Here is a 20,193-nt window from a genome sequence, read left to right as displayed (position 1 = left end):
CGTGCCCGCGACCGACCATCCCCGTGACCGAATTCGACAAGCCCTCCCTCTGGCAACGTGTTGCCCCGCTGCTGCGGGGCTTTGACTTCTGGTTGCTGCTGTTCGTGGGCATGCTGGCGTCGGCGGGGCTGATCGCCATGTACTCCTCGGGCTTCGACCACGGCACGCGCTTCACCGACCACGGGCGCAACATGCTGATCGCGGCGGCCATCCTCTTTGTCGTGGCCCAGATTCCCCCGCAGCAGCTCATGAAGGTGGCCGTGCCGCTGTACATGCTGGGCGTGGCGCTGCTGGTGGCGGTGGCGCTGTTCGGCATCACCAAGAAGGGGGCTCAGCGCTGGGTCAACGTGGGTGTGGTGATCCAGCCCAGCGAGCTTCTGAAGATCGCCACGCCGCTGATGCTGGCCTGGTGGTTCCAGCGCCGCGAGGGCCAGCTGCGCGGCACGGACTTCGTGATCGCCATGGTGCTGCTCATGGTGCCTGTCGGGCTGATCATGAAGCAGCCCGACCTGGGGACCTCGCTGCTGGTGATGGCGGCCGGCCTGTCGGTGATCTTCTTCGCGGGCCTGCCCTGGAAACTCATCGTTCCGCCCGTGCTGGCCGGTGTGATCGGCATCACCCTCATCGTCTGGTACGAACCCCAGCTGTGCGCCGACGGCGTGCGCTGGCCCGTGCTGCATGAATACCAGCAGACCCGTGTCTGCACCCTGCTGGACCCCACGCGCGACCCCCTGGGCAAGGGGTTCCACATCATCCAGGGCATGATCGCCATCGGCTCCGGTGGCGTCTGGGGCAAGGGATTCATGGCAGGCACGCAAACCCACCTGGAGTTCATTCCCGAGCGCACGACCGACTTCATCTTCGCCGCCTATTCCGAGGAGTTCGGCCTGGTCGGCAACCTGTTCATCATCGTCTCCTTCCTGCTGCTGGTCTGGCGCGGGCTGGCCATCGCCATCCAGGCCAACACGCTGTTCGCGCGGCTCATGGCGGCGGCCGTGGCCATGATCTTCTTCACCTATGCCTTCGTGAACATGGGCATGGTCAGCGGCATCCTGCCCGTGGTCGGCGTGCCGCTTCCCTTCATCAGCTACGGCGGCACGGCCATGGTCACGCTGGGGCTGGCGCTGGGGGTGCTGATGTCGGTGGCGCGTTCGCAGCGGCAACTGCCGGGCGAGGGCGGCGGCCCGCTCTGAACACCAGTTTGCGGCGCCCAAGGCGCCTGCAAATGTCAAATAGTCTGGATGCCTGCTGCCGGAAAGCTCCGTTTCTTTCCGTGATTTGGCGAGCAAGCCAAGCCTGCATGAGACTGGCATGCTCCTGTTTCCATAACGTCTGCGGGATGACCGTGCACTTGCCACGGACGCCGAGGCGCGCTACAAAGCAAGCGCGGACATGGGCCAGCATGTTCGCCATCCACGCGGATGCATGCCTACGGAATGCCGCTCAGCCTGGTGGGGCGGCATTCCGTTCTTTTTTGCAGGCCCATGAACCGTTGGCTGCTCCCGTTGCACGGCGAGGGCATGGCCGGCTCTCTACAATGGGCGAATGATCTCCCGCGAACCCACCATTGAACGCCTGGCCACAGCGCGCCAGTTGCTGCTTGAGCCCTTCGGGCTCGATGAAACCCATCTCGCGCGCGCACTGGCCGAGATCCGCAGCCACCAGGTCGACGACGCCGACCTCTACTTCCAGTACACCCGCGCCGAAGGCTGGAGCCTGGAAGAGGGCATCGTCAAGACCGGCAGCTTCAGCATCGACCAGGGTGTGGGCGTGCGGGCGGTCAGCGGCGAGAAGACGGCCTTTGCCTATTCCGACGATATTTCCGAAGCCTCCCTGCTGGATGCGGCACGCACCGTGCGCTCCATCTCGGGCGCGGCCCAGAGCAAGCGCGTGCGCGCCAACGCCTCCAAGATCGCGCAAAGCCGCTCGCTGTATCCGGGGCTGGATCCCATTGCCACGCTGGACAGCACGGCCAAGGTCGAGCTGCTGGGCAAGGTCGAAACCCTGGCCCGCGCCAAGGACCCGCGTGTCGTCCAGGTCATGGCCGGCCTGGCCAGCGAGTACGACGTGGTGCTGGTCGCCCGCGCCGATGGCACGCTGGCGGCCGACGTGCGGCCGCTGGTGCGTCTTTCCGTCACCGTGATCGCCGAGCAAAAGGGTCGGCGCGAAGTGGGTTCGGCCGGCGGCGGTGGCCGTTTTGGCCTGGCCTATTTCAGCGATGAGCAGATCGCGCAATATGTGGACGAAGCCGTGAGCGCGGCCCTCACCAACCTGCAGTCGCGCCCCGCGCCGGCAGGCGAAATGACCGTTGTGCTTGGCCCCGGCTGGCCCGGCGTGCTGCTGCACGAAGCCGTGGGCCACGGCCTGGAAGGCGACTTCAACCGCAAGGGCGCCAGCGCCTTCAGCGGCCGCATCGGCCAGCGCGTGGCGGCCAAGGGCGTCACCGTGCTGGACGACGGCACGCTGGCCGATCGCCGCGGTTCGCTCAACGTCGATGACGAGGGCTGCACCAGCCAGAGCAATGTGCTGATCGAGGACGGCATCCTCAAGGGCTACATCCAGGACGCGATGAACGCCCGCCTGATGGGCGTCAAGCCCACGGGCAACGGCCGCCGCGAAAGCTATGCCCACATCCCCATGCCGCGCATGACCAACACCTACATGCTAGGTGGCGACAAGGATCCGCAGGAAATCGTGGCCTCGATCAAGAAGGGCCTGTACGCCACCAACTTCGGCGGCGGTCAGGTCGACATCACCAGCGGCAAGTTCGTGTTCTCTGCCAGCGAGGCCTATTGGGTCGAGAACGGCAAGATCCAGTACCCCGTCAAGGGCGCGACCATCGTGGGCAGCGGCCCGGAATCGCTCAAGCACATCACCATGATCGGCAACGACATGCGCCTGGACAGCGGTGTGGGCACCTGCGGCAAGGAAGGCCAGAGCGTGCCCGTGGGCGTGGGTCAGCCTACGCTGCGCATCGACGGCCTGACGGTGGGCGGCACGGCCTGACCGTCGCATGCCCGCGCCCTGCATGGCAGGGGGCGGGTCCTCTGTCCTGCCTGACGCGGCCCGCCGCGCTCCGTGGGCGCCGCCCGGCGCCGATTCCATGACCCAGCTTTCCTTTCCTTCCCGGCCAGGCCTGCAGACTTCTGCCCATCCCCTGCGCAGCCTGCCGGAACACTGGCGCACCTGGGCCGGCGAGTCGCGGCTGAACCGCGTCTGGCTGAACGAGTTGATCGTGGGCGACCTGCAGCCCATGCACCAGCAACTGGCCTTGCTGGCCGTTGCGCTGGACGAGGCCGTGCGCGTGCGCTATGCGGGCAGTGCACGCCCTGCCGTGGAAGAAGCCATACAGCAACTCGACCTGGCCGTGCTGGACCACCAGCACTTCCTCACCACGCTGGGGGCGGTATGGCACGCCCTCTACGAATTTCCCGCCTACCAGCGCCTGCTCAAGGGATTCAGGGAGGTCGTGCACGCCTGGCAGCAGTCCGTGCTGATGGGCGATGCCCAGGAGCCCGAGCATTTCCGCCGCTGCGAGCGTCTGGGCTGGCGCCTGCTGGGAGATGCATGCCTGTTGATAGACATGTTTGCGGAATCCGCCGCTGTGGCCGGCGGGTTCGATGCCGCCGCAATGCAGCCTTGGTACCGGACGCGTCGCTGGCGTCCCTGGGGCGCCCTGCGCCGAGCACTGCGCAGGCTGCGCGACTCCTTGCTGCGGCGTTGAGGCGGGCCTGCCGCGATGCGCGGAAGCGTCATTTTCTGGAGTTTGCACGTTTTCAAAGGTGAATGCAAGAAAACTGCATGCCATCGTGTTTTTATCCGTGATGACGAAATATTTTTGCGTTGAATGGTTAAAAAAGCAGTTTAAGTGCGTGGATGATTTTGAGATTTCTCTCTGTGGCACTGTGAAGTGCGCCCCCCGTGCTGCCATGGCCATGTTGCACTGCGAAAAATGACTGTGCTACATTCAGTTCCCATGCAAGCCCGTACCTCCTTCTACTTTTACTTTTGGTTCTCCTCCCCGGCGGAAGAGAGGTAAGCGCGCGCACCCGAACAAACCTCCCTCAGAACCGCCGAAGCTGCAGAGCCCGGCGGTTTTTTGTTTTTCCCCTCCCGATTCTTCGCTCCGTTTTCCACGATCCATCTTTCCTCAAGAAAGCAAGCAATGACTGCTCATCAAGCTTCCCTCGCCGATTCCTGGTATCGCGGCGGTTCCCAAAAGACTGGCCAAACCGACGACGCACGTATCAAGGACATCACCGTGTTGCCCCCTCCCGAGCACCTCATTCGCTTCTTCCCCATCCGCGGTACGGCCGTCGAAACCCTGATCGGCGATACCCGCCGCACCATCCACAACATCATGGCTGGCGAGGATGACCGCCTGCTGGTCATCGTCGGCCCCTGCTCCATCCACGATCCGGCGGCCGCCATCGAGTACGCGCGCCGCCTGGCGCCCATACGCGAGCAGTACAAGGACACGCTGGAGATCGTGATGCGCGTGTACTTCGAAAAGCCGCGCACCACCGTGGGCTGGAAGGGGCTGATCAACGATCCCTACCTGGACCAGAGCTACCGCATCGACGAGGGCCTGCGCATTGCGCGGCAACTGCTGATCGACATCAACCGCCTGGGCGTGCCGGCCGCCAGCGAGTTCCTGGACGTGATCTCTCCCCAGTACATCGCCGATCTGATCAGCTGGGGCGCCATCGGTGCGCGCACCACGGAAAGCCAGGTCCACCGTGAACTGGCCTCGGGCATCTCGGCGCCCATCGGCTTCAAGAACGGCACGGACGGCAACATCCGCATCGCCACCGACGCCATCCAGTCGGCCAGCCGTGGCCACCACTTCCTGTCGGTGCACAAGAATGGCCAGGTTGCCATCGTGAACACGGCGGGCAACCAGGATTGCCACGTCATCCTGCGCGGCGGCAAGACTCCCAACTACGACGCCGCCAACGTGGCCGCTGCCTGCGAGGACCTCGAAAAGGCGGGCCTGACGCCCACGCTGATGGTCGACTGCAGTCACGCCAACAGCTCCAAGCAGCATGAGCGCCAGAAGGACGTGGCCCGCGACATCGCCGGACAGATCAGCGGCGGCTCGCGCAGCGTGTTCGGCGTGATGATCGAAGGCCATCTCGTGGGCGGCGCCCAGAAGTTCACGCCCGGCAAGGACGAAGTGGCTGCCCTGACCTACGGCCAGAGCATTACCGACGCCTGCCTGGGCTGGGATGATTCCCTGGCCACGCTGGCCGAGCTGTCCGACGCCGTGCTGCAGCGCCGCGTCAAGCAGACCGAGGCGGCAGCAGCCTTGGTGGCTGCCTGAGGCGCAAAAGAAAACGGGGCGTCTGCGCCCCGTTTTTCGTGCCTGGCCGCTCCGTGGTCAGTGAGACGATGTGGCGTCCGGCGGAGTCAGACCGCACTGGTTCAGCGTGTCGTCTATGCCCTGCAGCAGGGCCAGCAACTGGCGCTTGTCGAATTCCACGGGCTGGCTCCACTCATGTTCGGCCAGCGGATGAACGTGGCTTTGGCAGGGCAGCTGGCCGCCGGCCTCGATCACGGCACGCAGCCGGGGCAGGAAAACCCACTGCAGCCATTGCTGCAGCTTGAGCGTGTCGTACATGAAGGGCATGGTCGACGCCATGGCCTCGGGGCTTGGCGCCACGGCCGACCAGAGGCTCTGGCCGCGCAGCTCATCTTCGAGCTGCTGCAGCTGGTCAAGCAGTTTCTGGTGTGTGGTGTCGGTCGTCATGCGATGCGGTTGATGAAGATTCGGGGTCCAATCTGCAGGCGATTGTACGTTTGCACCTTGAAGCGGGCGCCGTGCCGCCATGAAACACCTGCTGCTGGCAGTGCCAGCCCCAGGCTGCGGCGCTTGCGCCATGTCAGCTTGCCCGGGGTGTGGAAAAGGCGCTTGCGGTTAAGCTCGCGGTATGAGTAACGGCCCTGTCCGCGCGAGCAGGCACGGGGTTGTATCCAGTAATGACGAGAGGAGTTCCATGCGCAGCGAAGTGATTGTGGTGTTGGATGCCGGAAAAGAGTACCGCACGGACACCAACGGGCTCACCCCCATGAGTTCCGATGAAGGACGGCATTGGCTGGACCAGCAGTTCATCTCCATGGACTGCGAACCCCTGCGTGCCAGCGGCAAGGTACTGCTGGCCGACAAGCTGGTGGTGGTGGCGCGCGCGGCGCGTTCGCGTGCCGGGCTGTTCGACGACGAGCAGTGGCGCAACAGCTATGCCGTTGCAGCCCAGGCCGTGCTGTCCAAGCCGCTGATCCGTGTCGACGTGCCCGCCATGTCCATCAGCTACTGACGGCTGACAGGCGAAGGCACATGAAAGAAGCCCGGGCATGTCCCGGGCTTCTTTCATTGGGGTGGGGCTTGCTTGCTCTTTGTTCAGCCTGCGGCCTGCAGGGCGGCCAGCAGCTTGGGGTGTATGCCGCCGAAGCCGCCGTTGCTCATGCACACCACATGGTCGCCCGGCCGGGCGGCTGCGAGGATCTGTCCGATCAGCGTGTCCATGTCGCCTGCCACCTGCGCCTTGCGGCCAGGGCCCACGCCCAGGGGATGCAGCGCCTCGGCGGCGTCCCAGTCCAGGCCGGCCGTGTGGCAGAACACCAGATCGGCGCTTTCCAGGGACCAGGGCAGTTGCGACTTCATGGTGCCCAGCTTCATGGTGTTGCTGCGCGGCTCGAACACCGCAAGGATGCGTGCCTGGCTGCCGAGTTTGCGGCGCAGGCCGTCCAGCGTGGTGCGTATGGCCGTGGGGTGGTGGGCGAAGTCGTCGTAGACGGATACGCCGCCCGCCATGCCGCGCAGCTCCATGCGTCGCTTGACGTTCTGAAAGCGCGCCAGCGCCTCGCAGGCCTGTGCCGGCGTCACGCCCACGTGCTCGGCTGCCGCAATGGCGGCCAGCGCGTTGAGCTGGTTGTGTTCCCCGGTCAGCGCCCATTCCAGGCGGGCCACCTTGCGGCCACGGTGCAGCACGTCGAAGGCGCTCGGATCGCCCTCTGCGCTGAAGTCGCTGACCACCGCCCCGAAGCTGGAAACCTCGCTCCAGCAGCCCTGGTGCAGCACGCGGGTGATGCTTTCCTCGATGCCGTTGACAACAAGCCGGCCCGAAGCGGGGACGGTGCGCACCAGATGGTGGAACTGGCGTTCGATGGCACCGAGATCCTCGAAGATGTCGGCGTGATCGAACTCCAGGTTGTTGAGCACGGCCGTGCGCGGGCGGTAGTGCACGAACTTGCTGCGCTTGTCGAAGAAGGCCGTGTCGTATTCATCGGCCTCGATGACGAAGACGGGCTCCGCGCCGGCCGGGCTCTCGCCTGGCGTCGGGCGCCTGGATGCACCCAGGCGGGCCGAGACGCCGAAGTCCAGCGGCACGCCGCCGACCAGAAAGCCCGGGGCCAGGCCTGCGCATTCGAGAATCCAGGCCAGCATCGACGTCGTGGTCGTCTTGCCATGCGTGCCGGCCACGGCCAGCACATGGCGCGGGCAGGACGGATGGTGCAGCACATGTTCGCAAAGCCATTGCGGCCCGCTGGTGTAGGGAGCGCCGCTTTCGAGGATTGCCTCCATCAGCGGGAACTTGGGGCTGCCGTCGGGCAGGCGCGCGCGGCTGACCACGTTGCCTACGACATACATGTCGGGTTGCAGGGTCATCTGGTCGGCGCCGTAGCCCTCGATCAGCTCGATGCCCAGTGCACGCAGCTGATCGCTCATCGGCGGGTAGACGCCGGCGTCGCAGCCTGTGACGCGGTGCCCAGCCTCGCGCGCCAGCGCGGCCAGTCCGCCCATGAAGGTGCCGCAGATGCCCAGAATATGTATGTGCATGGCCGGGCATTCTACGGTTGCCGCCATGTCCGGGATGGCTGGCCTGCAAAAACAGGAGCTTGCGGCCCAGCAGGCACCGGGTCCCGGAAACACAAGGTTGCGAAATCGCCGGTGCAAGGCGCTGGCGGGAACATGCAAAGCCCGTCAGCGGCCGGCGTTGCTGCGGCTTGGGTCACAATGGCCCGGGGCCATCCGCAGGGAAGGCCTCTTATATATATGTAGGGATACAGCGGATCGTAAAGCCATGGACCAAGCCACTGCCGAAATTGCCCAGACTGCGGCCCGCCTCGTGGTCGAGGAAGGTCTGGAATGGGGGCCTGCCAAGCACCGCGCTGTGCGCCAGCTGGGACTGCCCTCGCGCACTGCGCTGCCGGGCAATGACCTGGTGGAAGAGGCTGTGCGCGAATACATCGCCCTGTTCTGTGCCGACACCCAGCCCCAGGAACTGCAGGCCCTGCGCGAGCTGGCTCTGCAATGGATGGATCGCCTGGCCGAGTTCCGTCCCCACCTGGCCGGCGCCGTCTGGCGCGGCACGGCCACGCGCCTGTCCGATATTTATCTGCAACTGTTCTGCGACGACCCCAAATCGGCAGAGATCGCACTGATCAACCAGCATGTGAACTACGAACCCAGCACCGTGACGGGATTCACCGGCCAAAGCGTGGAGGCGCTGAGCATCCATGCCTTCTGCCGCCCGCTGAACGAGGATGTGGGTGTGCACCTGCTGGTCCATGATCTTGACGATCTGCGCGGCGCGCTCAAGCCCGATGGACAGGGGCGCAGCCCGCGTGGCAGCGCAGAGGCATTGCGCAAGCTGTTGAACCAGGACGAAGGGGAGGCCGACCGTGGCTGATTCCGTGGATGCAGGTCAAAACACATCTTCCCGCCGCTGCTGGCTGATGGGCGGCGTTGCCGCCGCTGCGGGACTGGGTGGCGCCGGATTGGCCTGGTGGCGATTTCAGCCCCATGCCATGGAGTCCAGCGCCGAAGAGCAGCTGTGGCAGCAGCGTTTCATCACGCCGGATGGCTCGGCCATGACGCTGTCGCGCTGGCGTGGCAAGCCGGTGCTGGTCAATTTCTGGGCCACCTGGTGCCCGCCGTGCGTGCGCGAACTGCCCATGCTGGATGCCTTCTCGGCACGCCAAGACCAGCATGGCATTCAGGTCATTGGCCTGGCCGTGGACAAGCCCGAGGCAGTGCAGCGCTTTCTGGGCCGCACACCCCTGCGTTTCCCCGTGGCGCTGGCGGTGGAAGGCGGTCTGGGCCTGACCCGCTCGCTCGGCAATCTGCAGGGCGGACTGCCCTTCACCGTGCTGCTCGGCGAGGATGGCCTGGTGCGGCAACGTAAAATAGGTGAGCTTACTACCGAAGATCTGGCTTCCTGGAGCGCAAAAGGCTGACTTCCGCAGCGACCGAGCCTGTGCAGGCTCAGGAAATCCCCCGAATTCCATGGCGACGTTGATGAAAAATATGCCTCAAAGCACGCAGAAGGGCGAAATTGGAGTAAATTCGCGCCCTATTTAGTTGTTAGCCGCTGGAGCTCCCATGGATTTGCGAAAACTCAAGACCCTCATTGATCTGGTGTCCGAATCGAACGTGTCGGAACTGGAGATCACCGAAGCAGAGGGCAAGGTCCGGATCGTCAAGAGCGAAGGCGCCGTGGTGCAGCACTACGTGGCTGCGCCCATGCAGGCTCCGATGGCTGCGCCCGTGGCAGCACCTGTAGCCGCTCCCGCAGCAGCGCCCGTGGCAGCCCCTGCCGAGGCAGCCGTCGCGGGACACGTGGTGAAGTCGCCCATGGTCGGCACCTTCTACCGCGCATCCAGCCCTGGCGGCAAGCCTTTCGTGGAAGTGGGCAACCAGGTCAAGGAAGGCGAGACCATCTGCATCATCGAAGCGATGAAGATTCTCAACGAGATCGAGGCCGACAAGAGCGGCACCATTACCCGCATCCTGGGTGAAAACGGCCAGGCCGTCGAGTACGGCCAGCCCCTGTTCGTGATCGAGTAACCTGCAGGCGAGCGATGCCGCAAGCGGCACGACGCCCTGGCGCGAACGCATGCCGCGGCGCGACAGAGCAATTGGCTCAACTGACGGCTTCGGCCTGCGTACCGCCGCAGGCACCAAGCCGCGAGGACCTTCATGTTTAAGAAAATTTTGGTTGCCAACCGGGGCGAGATCGCCCTGCGCATCCAGCGCGCCTGCCGTGAACTGGGCATCAAGGCGGTGATGGTGTATTCCGAGGCCGACCGTGACGCAAAGTACGTCAAGCTGGCCGACGAGGCCGTGTGCATCGGCCCCGCTCCTTCGCCGCTGAGCTACCTCAACATGCCGGCCATCATCTCGGCCGCCGAGGTGACCGACGCCGAGGCGATCCACCCTGGCTACGGCTTTCTCAGCGAGAACGCCGACTTTGCCGAGCGCGTGGAAAAGAGCGGCTTCACCTTCATCGGCCCCACGCCCGACAACATCCGCACCATGGGTGACAAGGTCTCGGCCAAGCAGGCCATGATCAAGGCGGGCGTGCCCTGCGTGCCGGGCTCGGACGGCGAACTGCCCGACGATCCGGTGCAGATCCGCCGCATCGCCAAGGCCGTGGGCTATCCGGTGATCATCAAGGCCGCAGGCGGCGGCGGTGGCCGTGGCATGCGCGTGGTGCATACCGAGGCGGCGCTGATCAATGCCGTGCAGATGACCAAGGCCGAGGCCGGTGCGGCCTTCGGCAATCCGGCCGTCTACATGGAGAAGTTCCTGCAGAACCCGCGCCATGTGGAAATCCAGATCCTGGCCGACAACCATCGCAATGCCGTCTACCTGGGCGAGCGCGACTGCTCCATGCAGCGCCGCCACCAGAAGGTCATCGAGGAAGCGCCGGCTCCCGGCATTCCCCGTCGCCTGGTCGAGAAGATCGGCGAGCGCTGCGCTGCAGCCTGCAAGAAGCTGGGCTACCGTGGCGCAGGCACCTTCGAGTTCCTCTACGAAAACGGCGAGTTCTACTTCATCGAGATGAACACGCGCGTGCAGGTGGAGCATCCGGTGACGGAACTGATCACGGGCGTGGACATCGTTCGTACCCAGATCATGGTGGCCGCAGGCGAGAAGCTGCCTTTCACGCAGCGCCAGATCAATGCCCAGCTCAAGGGCCATGCGATCGAATGCCGCGTGAATGCCGAGGACCCCTACAACTTCATGCCTTCGCCAGGCCGCATCACCATGTGGCATGCGCCCGGTGGCCCGGGCGTGCGCGTGGACTCGCACGTCTACAACAACTACTTCGTGCCGCCGAACTACGACTCCATGATCGGCAAGATCATCGTTCACGGCGACACGCGCGAGCAGGCGCTGGCACGCATGCGCACTGCGCTGCTGGAGACCGTGGTCGAAGGCATCAAGACCAACATCCCGCTGCACCAGGACCTGATGGTGGACGCCAAGTTCATGGAAGGCGGCACCAACATCCACTATCTGGAAGAGTGGCTGGCGCACCGCAACGCCAACAAGCGTTGAGCGGGTCACCCGATCGACCATGCATGCTGGCCCCCGGCGACGGCGGCCGGCATTTTTCATTGATTGCTTAGAAAAGGATGGGCCCATGTTCGAGTTGAGTCTGCTGTGCCCGGAAGACCGGGTCGAAACCATCAGCGATGCACTGGATGCGCTGGACGCCCTGAGCGTATCGGTCGAGGACGCCGACGCGCAGACCGAGGCCGAGCAGGCCCTGTTCGGCGAGCCCGGCATGCCGCCACCCAAGGACGGCTGGCAGCGCAGCCGCCTGGTGGCGCTGTTCCCCACGCAGCAAGCGGCCGAAGAGGCACGTGATCTGCTGCTGCCCCAGGACTTCTTCGAGGGCTGCAGCATCATCGCCGTCAAGCAGGTGCCCGAGCAGGACTGGGTGCGCCTGACGCAGTCGCAGTTCGCCCCCGTGGACATCACCCCCGAATTCTGGATTGTTCCCACCTGGCACGAACTGCCGCCGCAGGCGCGCGTGAGCATCCGCCTGGACCCGGGCCTGGCCTTCGGCACGGGTACGCACCCGACCACGCGCATGTGCCTGCGCTGGATCGCACGCCAGCCCGAGGGCAGCCTGGGGCGCACGCTGGACTACGGCTGCGGCTCCGGCATCCTGGCCATCGGTGCGGCCAAGTTCGGTGCCACCGACATCGACGCGGTGGACATCGACCCGGCTGCCGTGGAGTCCACGCGCTACAACGCCGATGCCAACGCCGTGCAGTTGAAGGCCGGCCTGCCCGATGCCGTGACGGGTGAATACAGCACCGTGCTGGCCAACATCCTGGCCACGCCGCTCAAGGTGCTGGCGCCGCTGCTGTGCGCCCGCGTGGCGGAGGGTGGAAACCTGGTGCTGGCCGGCATCCTGGAGCGCCAGGCCGACGAACTCAAGCAGGCCTACGCGCCGTACCTGGCACTCGAAGTCGCCGACAGCGAAGATGGCTGGATCCTGATGACCGCGCGCCGCGCGGCCTGATTTGCGCCACGAGTCCCTGCGCGGCTGCCGCCTTCATGGCGCGTGCCGCGAGCAGCTGCCTACAATCGATCGCTGATGAGCCAAGTCACCCGCTGTCCTGCCTGTGGAACCCGCTTCAAAGTGGTGGCCGACCAGCTGCGAATTTCGCAGGGGTGGGTGCGCTGCGGCGTCTGCCATGAAGTGTTCGATGCCTCCGAGGATCTGCAGCCCCTGCCGGCCACGCCTGCGCATGCCGCCGGCAATCCCGTGGCGGGCGGGGCATCGCTCGATGGGCCGGAATTCGAGGACGATGACATCCGCGAATTCCGGGAGTCCATGTGGCTGCCGACGGCGCCCGTGGGGCTGCCGGGGCGGGGTGCTCCGGCACCGGCTGCAGCCACGGCAACTGGTGCAAGCACGGCGCCTGCTGCCAGGGTCGAGCCTTCGCCTGCCGTGCCGCCTGCCGAAGCTGCGGCTCCGCAGGCGCCCGCGTCCACGTCCACGTCCACGTCCACGGCACCGCCTGCGCAGACCCCTTCGGCTTCTGCCGCCGACGATCCGGGCCGCGAGCTGCCTGGCGCGTCGCTGGTGGACGAGATCCTGGCGGCGTCCGTGGCTGCACCAGCGGCGCAGCCCCAGCTTGACGCGCGGCATGGGCCGGCGGTGGCGTCCCCGCCCGGCCTGGAGCCCGAACCCGAGCCTGAACCCCAGCCCGAGCCTGAACACAAGCCTGTTTCCGCGCCATCGCCGCACAAGGTGGATGGTGCCGTGCCGTCCCAGAAAGCCGATGCGCCTTCGCTGTCCGTCCCGACGGGCCTGGTCCGTGAATCGGAGCGGCAGGCGCAGGTATCCGTGCCTTCGCCGGAGTTCTCCCGCTGGCCCGACAGCGACGGCGAGGGTGGCAGCGACGACCAGCCTGCGCTGCCCGAAGCCGAGCCCGGCTTTGTGCGTCAGGCGCGGCGCAAGGCCTTCTGGCGCCGGCCTGCCGTACGCGTGGCCCTTGTGCTGGGCTGCCTGCTGGGCGCGGGCGCTTTGGCAGGCCAGGTGATGTGGGGCCAGCGCGATGCGCTGGCCGTGCAGCATCCTTCGCTGGCGCCCACGCTGCAGACCCTGTGCGCCATGGCGGGCTGCGAGCTGCAGCCGCGCCGACAGATCGGCGATGTGGTGATCGGCAGTTCGGGTTTTCGGCAGCTGCCGCGCAACGGCCAGTACCAATGGAGCCTGAGCCTGGAGAACCGTTCCGGCTTCGCCGTGGCCATGCCCGCTGTCGAACTCACGCTCACCGATGCGCAGGACAAGCTGCTGCTGCGGCGCGTGATCCGGCTCGACCAGTTCGGTGCCCCCGCGCAGATCGAGGGCCATGGCGAATGGAGCGTGACCGCCCCGGTCGAAGTGCAGGGCCTGGAGTCCGCCGTTGCCGGTTACCGCGCCCTGGTTTTTTATCCCTGATTCCCCTGACTCTTCAAGAAAGCCGAGACACACCATGGCCGCTCTCATCTGCGGATCGCTTGCGTTCGACAACATCATGACCTTCGACGGAAGGTTTGCCGACCAGATCCTGCCTGACCAGTTGCACATCCTCAATGTGTCCTTCCTGGTGCCCACGCTGCGCCGCGATTTCGGCGGGTGCGCGGGCAACATCGCCTATGCGCTGAGGCTGCTGGGGGGCGATGCCTGGCCCATGGCCATGGTGGGCAGTGACGGTGCCGAATATGTGCAGCGCCTGCAGGAGCTGGGCGTGCACACGGCGCACATCGGCCAGTTGCAGGACACGCACACGGCCCAGTGCATGATCATGACCGACCGCGACAACAACCAGATCACGGCCTTCCACCCGGGCGCCATGATGCAGGCCCACGGCAACCGCATCACGCCCGAACTCAGGGAGCAGGTGCGCGTGGGCATCATCGCTCCCGATGGCCGCGAGGCCATGATCGAGCATGCCCAGCAGTTCAAGGCTGCAGGCATTCCCTTTGTCTTCGATCCGGGCCAGGGCCTGCCCATGTTCGACGGGCAGGATCTGCGCCGCTTCATCGAGCAGGCCGACTGGGTGGCCGTGAACGACTATGAAGCCCGCATGCTCAGCGAGCGCACGGGCTGGAGCCTGGAGCAGATTTCAGGGCAGGTGCAGGGCCTGGTGGTGACGCTGGGCGCGCAAGGCTGCGAGGTCTGGGTGCAAGGCACCAGGACCCCGGTGGCGCCTGTGCAGCCCGCTGCCGTGGTCGACCCCACGGGCTGTGGCGACGCGTGGCGTGGCGCCCTGCTGTTCGGCCTGGAGCGTGGCTGGGATCTGGTGCGTTGTGCAGAACTGGGCAACCGCCTGGGTGCGCTCAAGATTGCCAGCCGCGGCCCGCAGAACTACGTGCTGGACTTCGCCAAGCCCTGATGCGGTGATCGCCGGGTGGCGGTACAGCCGCCATCGTCGCAATGAAAAAAGCCCGACTCGAAAGAGCCGGGCTTTTTGCTTTGAGACCGGAGAAGTCTCAGGGCTTGCTGCCTGTGGGGAAGGGCCATGCGGCTTGGGGTGCCAGGCGGGTTTGCGCGATGGGCGCGGGTGCGGCAGCGGGAGCTGCAGGCGCGGCAGCGGCGGGAGCTGCTGCGGCCTTCTTGGGAGCAGCGGCCTTCTTCGGCGCTGCAGCCTTCTTGGCGGGAGCGGCAGGAGCTGCTGCAGCCTTGGCGGGTGCTGCTGCGGGCTTGGCAGCCGGTGCAGCGGCGGGCTTCTTGGCCGCAGGAGCTGCAGCCTTCTTGGCGGGAGCTGCGGCCTTCTTGGCGGCAGGAGCAGCAGCCTTCTTGGCAGGCGCGGCAGCCTTCTTTGCAGCAGGAGCAGCAGCCTTCTTGGCGGGAGCAGCGGCCTTCTTGGCAGCAGGCGCAGCAGCCTTCTTGGCGGGAGCAGCGGCCTTCTTGGCAGCAGGAGCAGCAGCCTTCTTGGCGGGAGCAGCGGCCTTCTTTGCAGCAGGAGCAGCAGCCTTCTTGGCGGGAGCAGCGGCCTTCTTTGCAGCAGGCGCAGCAGCCTTCTTGGCAGGAGCGGCGGCCTTCTTGGCAGCAGGAGCAGCAGCCTTCTTGGCGGGAGCAGCGGCCTTCTTTGCAGCAGGAGCAGCAGCCTTCTTGGCGGGAGCAGCGGCCTTCTTTGCAGCAGGCGCAGCAGCCTTCTTGGCAGGAGCGGCGGCCTTCTTGGCAGCAGGAGCTGCAGCCTTCTTGGCGGGAGCAGCGGCCTTCTTCGCAGCAGGCGCAGCAGCCTTCTTGGCAGCAGGAGCAGCAGCCTTCTTGGCGGGAGCGGCAGCCTTCTTTGCAGCAGGAGCCGCAGCCTTCTTGGCGGGCGCTGCCTTGGCAGTGGCCGTGGCTTTCTTCACGGCTTCAGCCTTGGGGGCGGCCGCCTTTTTGGCGGTGGTCTTCTTGTCGGTGGGGGCCTTGGTAGAGGCCGTCTTCTTCGCAGTTGCCATCATCTTCTCCTTCGTTGATTTGCACAAAACACTTCGGGGTACGGGGCTCCGAAGCGATTCAATGCGATGTGGAGTGACGCATCGCAATGAACACGGAGACGCCCCACGCCGCAACACCATCGGTATTGCAAAAGCGTGAAGCGCGTCATGGTTCGCATTGTGCCTGCAGAGAAGCGATTAATCCCAGGAAAGTGCGCCTCCGGTTTGATACTCGATGACGCGTGTCTCAAAGAAGTTACGTTCCTTCTTCAAATCGATCATCTCGCTCATCCAGGGGAACGGGTTTTCCTCGTTGGGGAACAGGGCCTCCAGGCCGATCTGCGTGGCGCGGCGGTTGGCGATGTAGCGCAGGTAGCCCTTGAACATCGATGCGTTCATGCCCAGCACGCCGCGCGGCATGGTGTCCTCTGCGTAGCGGTATTCCAGCTCGACGGCCTTGACGAAAAGCGCCGTGATTTCTTCCTTGAATTCGGGTGTCCACAGCTGCGGATTTTCGAGCTTGAGCTGGTTGATCAGGTCGATGCCGAAGTTGCAGTGCATGGACTCGTCGCGCAGGATGTACTGGTACTGCTCGGCAGCGCCGGTCATCTTGTTCTGACGGCCCAGGGCCAGGATCTGCGTGAAGCCCACGTAGAAGAACAGGCCCTCCATCAGGCAGGCGAAAACGATGAGCGACTTCAGCAGCGTCTGGTCGGTCTCGAAGGTGCCGGTCTTGAAGCTGGGGTCCATGATCGCCTCGATGAAGGGGATCAGGAATTCGTCCTTGTCGCGGATGGAGGGAACCTCGAGATAGGCGTTGAAGATCTCGCCTTCATCCAGGCCCAGCGACTCCACGATGTACTGGTAGGCGTGGGTGTGGATGGCTTCCTCGAAGGCCTGGCGCAGCAGGAACTGGCGGCACTCGGGTGCGGTGATGTGGCGGTAGGTGCCCAGCACGATGTTGTTGGCAGCCAGCGAGTCGGCCGTCACGAAGAAGCCCAGGTTGCGCTTGACGATGCGGCGCTCGTCCTCGGTCAGGCCGTTGGGGTCCTTCCACAGGGCGATGTCGCGGTTCATGTTCACTTCCTGCGGCATCCAGTGGTTGGCGCAGGTGGCCAGGTACTTTTCCCAGGCCCACTTGTACTTGAAGGGCACCAGCTGGTTGACGTCGGTCTTGGCGTTGATGATTCGCTTGTCGGCGGCGTTGACGCGCTGGTGTGTGCCGGTGGCGGGGGCAGCTCCTGCGCCGGTCGGCGTGTTCGAGAGGGTGGCGTCGTCGTCAAAGGTCAGCATTGCAATTTTCTCCGGCATGCCCTGAGGCATATGTTCAGTTCATTCGGTGCGAAAGAGGCCTCTCTTTCTGCTCCGGTCAATGTAGGACCATGGGTGGCCTGGCATGTTGAGCAGGCCCAAGGTCCATGGCGAAGATCCTGCGCATGGCGCTGGCTGGCGGGCAGGGCGCGGGGCCTGCGCCGTGGCGAGGCCCCGCGCTGCGCGGCTTACTGGCAGGCTTCGCAGCCGGGATCGTCGATGGCGCAGAACTTGATGTCCGTCGCCGGGGCCTGGGCGCGTGCGGCGGCTGCCGCGGCTTCCAGGGCGCTGGAGGTGCTCACGGCAGCGGGCTGGGCGGCAGCCGTGGGCACTGCGTTGAGCACGCGGCTTTGCACCGTGGACTTCTCGATGTTGGTGGCGCTGGTGGTGCGCAGGTAGTAGGTGGTCTTCAGGCCACGCAGCCAGGCCAGCTTGTAGGTGTCGTCCAGCTTCTTGCCCGAGGCGCCGGCCATGTAGATGTTCAGGCTCTGGGCCTGGTCGATCCACTTCTGGCGGCGTGCAGCGGCCTCGACCAGCCAGGTGGGCTCGACCTCGAAGGCGGTGGCGTACAGGTTCTTGACGTCCTGGGGCACGCGGTCGATGGGGCGCAGCGAGCCGTCGAAATGCTTGAGATCCATGACCATCACGTCGTCCCACAGGCCCAGGCGCTTCAGGTCGCGCACCAGGTACTGGTTGATGACGGTGAACTCGCCGGACAGGTTGGACTTGACCGACAGGTTGCCGAACGAAGGCTCGATGGAGGCATCGACGCCGACGATGTTGGAGATGGTCGCCGTGGGCGCGATGGCCACGCAGTTGGAGTTGCGCATGCCGTGCTGGCCGATCTTGGCGCGCAGCGCATCCCAGTCCAGGCGCGAGGAACGGTCCACTTCCACGTAGCCGCCGCGGGCCTTCTCCAGCAGGTTCAGCGTGTCCAGCGGCAGGATGCCCTGGTCCCACAGCGAGCCCTTGTAGCTGGAGTACTGGCCGCGTTCCCTGGCCAGTTCGGTGGAGGCCCAGTAGGCGTAGTAGCAGATGGCTTCCATCGACTGGTCGGCGAACTCGACGGCCGCGTCGCTGGCGTAGGCGATGCGCATTTCATAGAGCGCATCCTGGAAGCCCATCAGGCCCAGGCCCACGGGGCGATGGCGCAGGTTGGAGTCCTTGGCCTTCTGCACGGCGTAGTAGTTGATGTCGATCACGTTGTCCAGCATGCGCATGGCCGTGGTGATGGTCTTGCGCAGCTTGCCGTGGTCGATGGCGCCGTTGGTGATGTGGCGCGCCAGGTTGACCGAGCCCAGGTTGCAGACGGCGGTCTCGGTGTCGCTGGTGTTCAGCGTGATCTCGGTGCACAGGTTGGACGAGTGCACCACGCCGGCGTGCTGCTGGGGCGAGCGCACGTTGCAGGGGTCCTTGAAGGTGACCCAGGGGTGGCCGGTCTCGAACAGCATGGACAGCATCTTGCGCCACAGGTCCACGGCCGGGATGCGCTTGAACAGCTTGAGCTCGCCGGTGTCGGCCTTGGTTTCGTAGGCCGTGTAGGCGCGCTCGAAGGCTGCGCCGAAGAGGTCGTGCAGGTCGCCGACATCGGAGGGCGAGAACAGGGTCCACTGGCCCTTTTCCATGACGCGCTTCATGAACAGGTCGGGAATCCAGTTCGCCGTGTTCATGTCGTGCGTGCGGCGGCGGTCGTCGCCCGTGTTCTTGCGCAGCTCGAGGAATTCCTCGATGTCCAGGTGCCAGGTCTCCAGGTACGTGCAGACGGCGCCCTTGCGCTTGCCGCCCTGGTTCACGGCCACGGCCGTGTCGTTGACCACCTTGAGGAAGGGCACCACGCCCTGCGACTCGCCGTTCGTGCCTTTGATGCGCGAACCCAGGGCGCGCACGCGCGTCCAGTCGTTGCCCAGGCCGCCGGCGAACTTGGACAGCAGGGCGTTTTCCTTGATCGACTCATAGATGCCGTCCAGATCGTCGGGCACCGTGGTCAGGTAGCACGAAGACAGCTGCGAGCGCAGCGTGCCGCTGTTGAACAGCGTGGGCGTGCTGCTCATGAAGTCGAAGGAAGACAGCAGTTCGTAGAACTCGATGGCGCGCGCGTTGCGGTCCTCTTCCTGCAGCGCCAGGCCCATGGCCACGCGCATGAAGAAGGACTGGGGCAGCTCGATGCGCGTCTTGCGCACGTGCAGGAAGTAGCGGTCGTACAGGGTCTGCAGGCCCAGGTAGTCGAACTGCTGGTCGCGTTCGGCCTTGAGGGCGGCAGCCAGGCGGGGCAGGTCGTAGTTCAGCAGCTCGGGGTTGAGCAGCTCGTTGTCCACGCCCTTCTGGATGAAGCCGGGGAAGTAGGCGGCGTAGGCCGACTGGATGTCGGCAGGCTGCACGTCATGGCCCATGACCTCGCGCACGATGGTGTGCAGCAGCAGGCGGGCGGTGACGTAGGTGTAGTCGGGGTCCTTTTCGATCAGCGTGCGCGCGGCCAGGATGGAGGCCTTGAAGACTTCTTCGATCGGCACGCCGTCGTACAGGTTGCGCAGCGTCTCGGCAACGATGGGCGCGGCCTGGATGTCGGCATTGAGGTTGCGGCAGGAGGCCTCGATCAGGGCCAGCAGGCGGGCCTGGTCCAGAGGAACGCGCTGGCCGTTGTCGGTCACATGCAGCACGGGGGCGGGCGCGGCCGCAGCGGCGGCAGCGGCCTCGGCGGCCTTCTTCTGCTCGGCACGCTCCTGGTTGCGGCGGTCGCGGTACAGCACGTAGGCGCGCGCCACGTCGTGGTGGCCGCCGCGCATCAGGCCCAGCTCGACCTGGTCCTGCACGTCTTCAATATGGAAGGTGCCGCCGCCCGGACGCGAGCGCAGCAGGGCGCGCACCACGGCCTGGGTGAGCTCGTCCACGGTCTCGCGCACGCTGGCGGAGGCAGCGCCCTGGGCGCCGCGCACGGCCAGGAAGGCCTTGGTCAGCGCGACGGCGATCTTTTGCGGGGTGAAGGGCACCACGTCGCCGCTGCGGCGGATGATCTGGTAGCCGTCCTGCACGGACAGGTGATGGGCGGAGGAAGGATTGGCAGCATCACCGTGCGCAGCGGGAGCCAAAGAATTCAGTGCTTCTTGCATGAGTTTCCTCAACGGGTGTTTGTGGATAGAACGGACGCGGACCTGCACTGGGGGCAG

Annotated in this window: 17 protein-coding genes; 12 read left to right on the top strand and 5 right to left on the bottom strand. The window is 65.5% G+C overall.

From position 1 onward, the window contains the following. The first annotated feature begins 23 nt into the window (after positions 1–23). The 4 genes from rodA (at position 24) to AC5I49_RS17710 (ending at position 5,323) form a co-directional block, all read left to right on the top strand. Positions 24–1,193, top strand: a complete 1,170-nt coding sequence (gene rodA, locus AC5I49_RS17725) for a rod shape-determining protein RodA (protein ID WP_016448017.1) — start codon at positions 24–26, stop codon at positions 1,191–1,193. 352 nt (positions 1,194–1,545) lie between these two features. Then, a complete protein-coding gene (tldD, locus tag AC5I49_RS17720; RefSeq protein ID WP_392450433.1) occupies positions 1,546–3,006 on the top strand; it encodes a metalloprotease TldD in 1,461 nt (486 codons plus the stop codon). Between the two features lie 97 nt (positions 3,007–3,103). Further along, positions 3,104–3,724, top strand: a complete 621-nt coding sequence (locus AC5I49_RS17715) for a hypothetical protein (RefSeq protein WP_495789672.1) — start codon at positions 3,104–3,106, stop codon at positions 3,722–3,724. A 441-nt stretch (positions 3,725–4,165) separates the two neighbouring features. Next, positions 4,166–5,323 carry a 3-deoxy-7-phosphoheptulonate synthase gene (locus AC5I49_RS17710; RefSeq protein ID WP_016453139.1) on the top strand — a complete coding sequence of 386 codons (1,158 nt, stop codon included), beginning with the start codon at positions 4,166–4,168 and terminating at the stop codon, positions 5,321–5,323. A gap of 57 nt (positions 5,324–5,380) precedes the next feature. Here the strand turns inward: AC5I49_RS17710 and AC5I49_RS17705 are convergent, their stop codons facing one another. Beyond that, entirely contained in the window at positions 5,381–5,749 is a 369-nt protein-coding gene (locus AC5I49_RS17705; protein ID WP_016453140.1) for a YqcC family protein, read from the bottom strand. A 247-nt stretch (positions 5,750–5,996) separates the two neighbouring features. Between AC5I49_RS17705 and AC5I49_RS17700 the strand changes: the two genes are divergently transcribed. Further along, positions 5,997–6,314, top strand: a complete 318-nt coding sequence (locus AC5I49_RS17700; protein ID WP_016448012.1) for a hypothetical protein — start codon at positions 5,997–5,999, stop codon at positions 6,312–6,314. An 83-nt stretch (positions 6,315–6,397) separates the two neighbouring features. Here AC5I49_RS17700 and mpl read toward each other — a convergent pair whose 3' ends face one another. Then, positions 6,398–7,837 (bottom strand): UDP-N-acetylmuramate:L-alanyl-gamma-D-glutamyl-meso-diaminopimelate ligase, encoded by a 1,440-nt coding sequence (mpl, locus tag AC5I49_RS17695; protein WP_244387454.1) that lies wholly within the window; start codon positions 7,835–7,837, stop codon positions 6,398–6,400. A 244-nt stretch (positions 7,838–8,081) separates the two neighbouring features. Here mpl and AC5I49_RS17690 point away from each other — a divergent pair, with 244 nt between their 5' ends. The 7 genes from AC5I49_RS17690 (at position 8,082) to AC5I49_RS17660 (ending at position 14,685) form a co-directional block, all read left to right on the top strand. After that, positions 8,082–8,690: a hypothetical protein gene (locus AC5I49_RS17690; protein WP_016448010.1), complete on the top strand. Its 609-nt coding sequence runs from the start codon at positions 8,082–8,084 to the stop codon at positions 8,688–8,690. Between the two features lie 46 nt (positions 8,691–8,736). After that, complete coding sequence (locus AC5I49_RS17685) at positions 8,737–9,237, top strand: TlpA family protein disulfide reductase (protein WP_016448009.1); 501 nt, start codon at positions 8,737–8,739, stop codon at positions 9,235–9,237. Between the two features lie 145 nt (positions 9,238–9,382). Further along, positions 9,383–9,847, top strand: coding sequence for an acetyl-CoA carboxylase biotin carboxyl carrier protein (gene accB, locus AC5I49_RS17680; RefSeq protein ID WP_016448008.1), 465 nt, complete (start codon positions 9,383–9,385; stop codon positions 9,845–9,847). Positions 9,848–9,979: 132 nt separating this feature from the next. After that, complete coding sequence (accC, locus tag AC5I49_RS17675) at positions 9,980–11,344, top strand: acetyl-CoA carboxylase biotin carboxylase subunit (protein WP_016448007.1); 1,365 nt, start codon at positions 9,980–9,982, stop codon at positions 11,342–11,344. A gap of 85 nt (positions 11,345–11,429) precedes the next feature. Continuing rightward, positions 11,430–12,320, top strand: coding sequence for a 50S ribosomal protein L11 methyltransferase (gene prmA / locus AC5I49_RS17670; protein ID WP_061288103.1), 891 nt, complete (start codon positions 11,430–11,432; stop codon positions 12,318–12,320). A 75-nt stretch (positions 12,321–12,395) separates the two neighbouring features. Beyond that, positions 12,396–13,748: a zinc-ribbon and DUF3426 domain-containing protein gene (locus AC5I49_RS17665; RefSeq protein WP_495789671.1), complete on the top strand. Its 1,353-nt coding sequence runs from the start codon at positions 12,396–12,398 to the stop codon at positions 13,746–13,748. A 34-nt stretch (positions 13,749–13,782) separates the two neighbouring features. Next, the gene (locus tag AC5I49_RS17660) at positions 13,783–14,685 is read left to right on the top strand and encodes a carbohydrate kinase family protein (protein WP_061288099.1); all 903 of its coding nucleotides are present in this window, start codon (positions 13,783–13,785) and stop codon (positions 14,683–14,685) included. 97 nt (positions 14,686–14,782) lie between these two features. Here the strand turns inward: AC5I49_RS17660 and AC5I49_RS17655 are convergent, their stop codons facing one another. From AC5I49_RS17655 to AC5I49_RS17645, 3 genes are all read right to left on the bottom strand, one after another. Next, entirely contained in the window at positions 14,783–15,739 is a 957-nt protein-coding gene (locus AC5I49_RS17655; protein WP_070080660.1) for a hypothetical protein, read from the bottom strand. Positions 15,740–15,916: 177 nt separating this feature from the next. Then, the gene (locus AC5I49_RS17650) at positions 15,917–17,011 is read right to left on the bottom strand and encodes a ribonucleotide-diphosphate reductase subunit beta (protein WP_016448002.1); all 1,095 of its coding nucleotides are present in this window, start codon (positions 17,009–17,011) and stop codon (positions 15,917–15,919) included. A 206-nt stretch (positions 17,012–17,217) separates the two neighbouring features. Then, positions 17,218–20,136 carry a ribonucleoside-diphosphate reductase subunit alpha gene (locus tag AC5I49_RS17645; RefSeq protein WP_016448001.1) on the bottom strand — a complete coding sequence of 973 codons (2,919 nt, stop codon included), beginning with the start codon at positions 20,134–20,136 and terminating at the stop codon, positions 17,218–17,220. Positions 20,137–20,193: the final 57 nt, after the last annotated feature.

This window comes from Delftia sp., from assembly GCF_059499305.1.
This window is presented reverse-complemented; position numbering and strand designations above follow the sequence as displayed.

What these genes read in the sequence shown, in the direction of transcription:
- tldD (WP_392450433.1), top strand. Translation starts at nt 1,546, where the DNA reads ATGATCTCCCGCGAACCCACCATTGAACGCCTGGCCACAGCGCGCCAG.
- AC5I49_RS17715 (WP_495789672.1), top strand. Translation starts at nt 3,104, where the DNA reads ATGACCCAGCTTTCCTTTCCTTCCCGGCCAGGCCTGCAGACTTCTGCC.
- AC5I49_RS17710 (WP_016453139.1), top strand. Translation starts at nt 4,166, where the DNA reads ATGACTGCTCATCAAGCTTCCCTCGCCGATTCCTGGTATCGCGGCGGT.
- AC5I49_RS17705 (WP_016453140.1), bottom strand. Translation starts at nt 5,749, where the DNA reads ATGACGACCGACACCACACACCAGAAACTGCTTGACCAGCTGCAGCAG.
- AC5I49_RS17700 (WP_016448012.1), top strand. Translation starts at nt 5,997, where the DNA reads ATGCGCAGCGAAGTGATTGTGGTGTTGGATGCCGGAAAAGAGTACCGC.
- mpl (WP_244387454.1), bottom strand. Translation starts at nt 7,837, where the DNA reads ATGCACATACATATTCTGGGCATCTGCGGCACCTTCATGGGCGGACTG.
- AC5I49_RS17690 (WP_016448010.1), top strand. Translation starts at nt 8,082, where the DNA reads ATGGACCAAGCCACTGCCGAAATTGCCCAGACTGCGGCCCGCCTCGTG.
- AC5I49_RS17685 (WP_016448009.1), top strand. Translation starts at nt 8,737, where the DNA reads ATGGGCGGCGTTGCCGCCGCTGCGGGACTGGGTGGCGCCGGATTGGCC.
- accB (WP_016448008.1), top strand. Translation starts at nt 9,383, where the DNA reads ATGGATTTGCGAAAACTCAAGACCCTCATTGATCTGGTGTCCGAATCG.
- accC (WP_016448007.1), top strand. Translation starts at nt 9,980, where the DNA reads ATGTTTAAGAAAATTTTGGTTGCCAACCGGGGCGAGATCGCCCTGCGC.
- prmA (WP_061288103.1), top strand. Translation starts at nt 11,430, where the DNA reads ATGTTCGAGTTGAGTCTGCTGTGCCCGGAAGACCGGGTCGAAACCATC.
- AC5I49_RS17665 (WP_495789671.1), top strand. Translation starts at nt 12,396, where the DNA reads ATGAGCCAAGTCACCCGCTGTCCTGCCTGTGGAACCCGCTTCAAAGTG.
- AC5I49_RS17660 (WP_061288099.1), top strand. Translation starts at nt 13,783, where the DNA reads ATGGCCGCTCTCATCTGCGGATCGCTTGCGTTCGACAACATCATGACC.
- AC5I49_RS17655 (WP_070080660.1), bottom strand. Translation starts at nt 15,739, where the DNA reads ATGGCAACTGCGAAGAAGACGGCCTCTACCAAGGCCCCCACCGACAAG.
- AC5I49_RS17650 (WP_016448002.1), bottom strand. Translation starts at nt 17,011, where the DNA reads ATGCTGACCTTTGACGACGACGCCACCCTCTCGAACACGCCGACCGGC.
- AC5I49_RS17645 (WP_016448001.1), bottom strand. Translation starts at nt 20,136, where the DNA reads ATGCAAGAAGCACTGAATTCTTTGGCTCCCGCTGCGCACGGTGATGCT.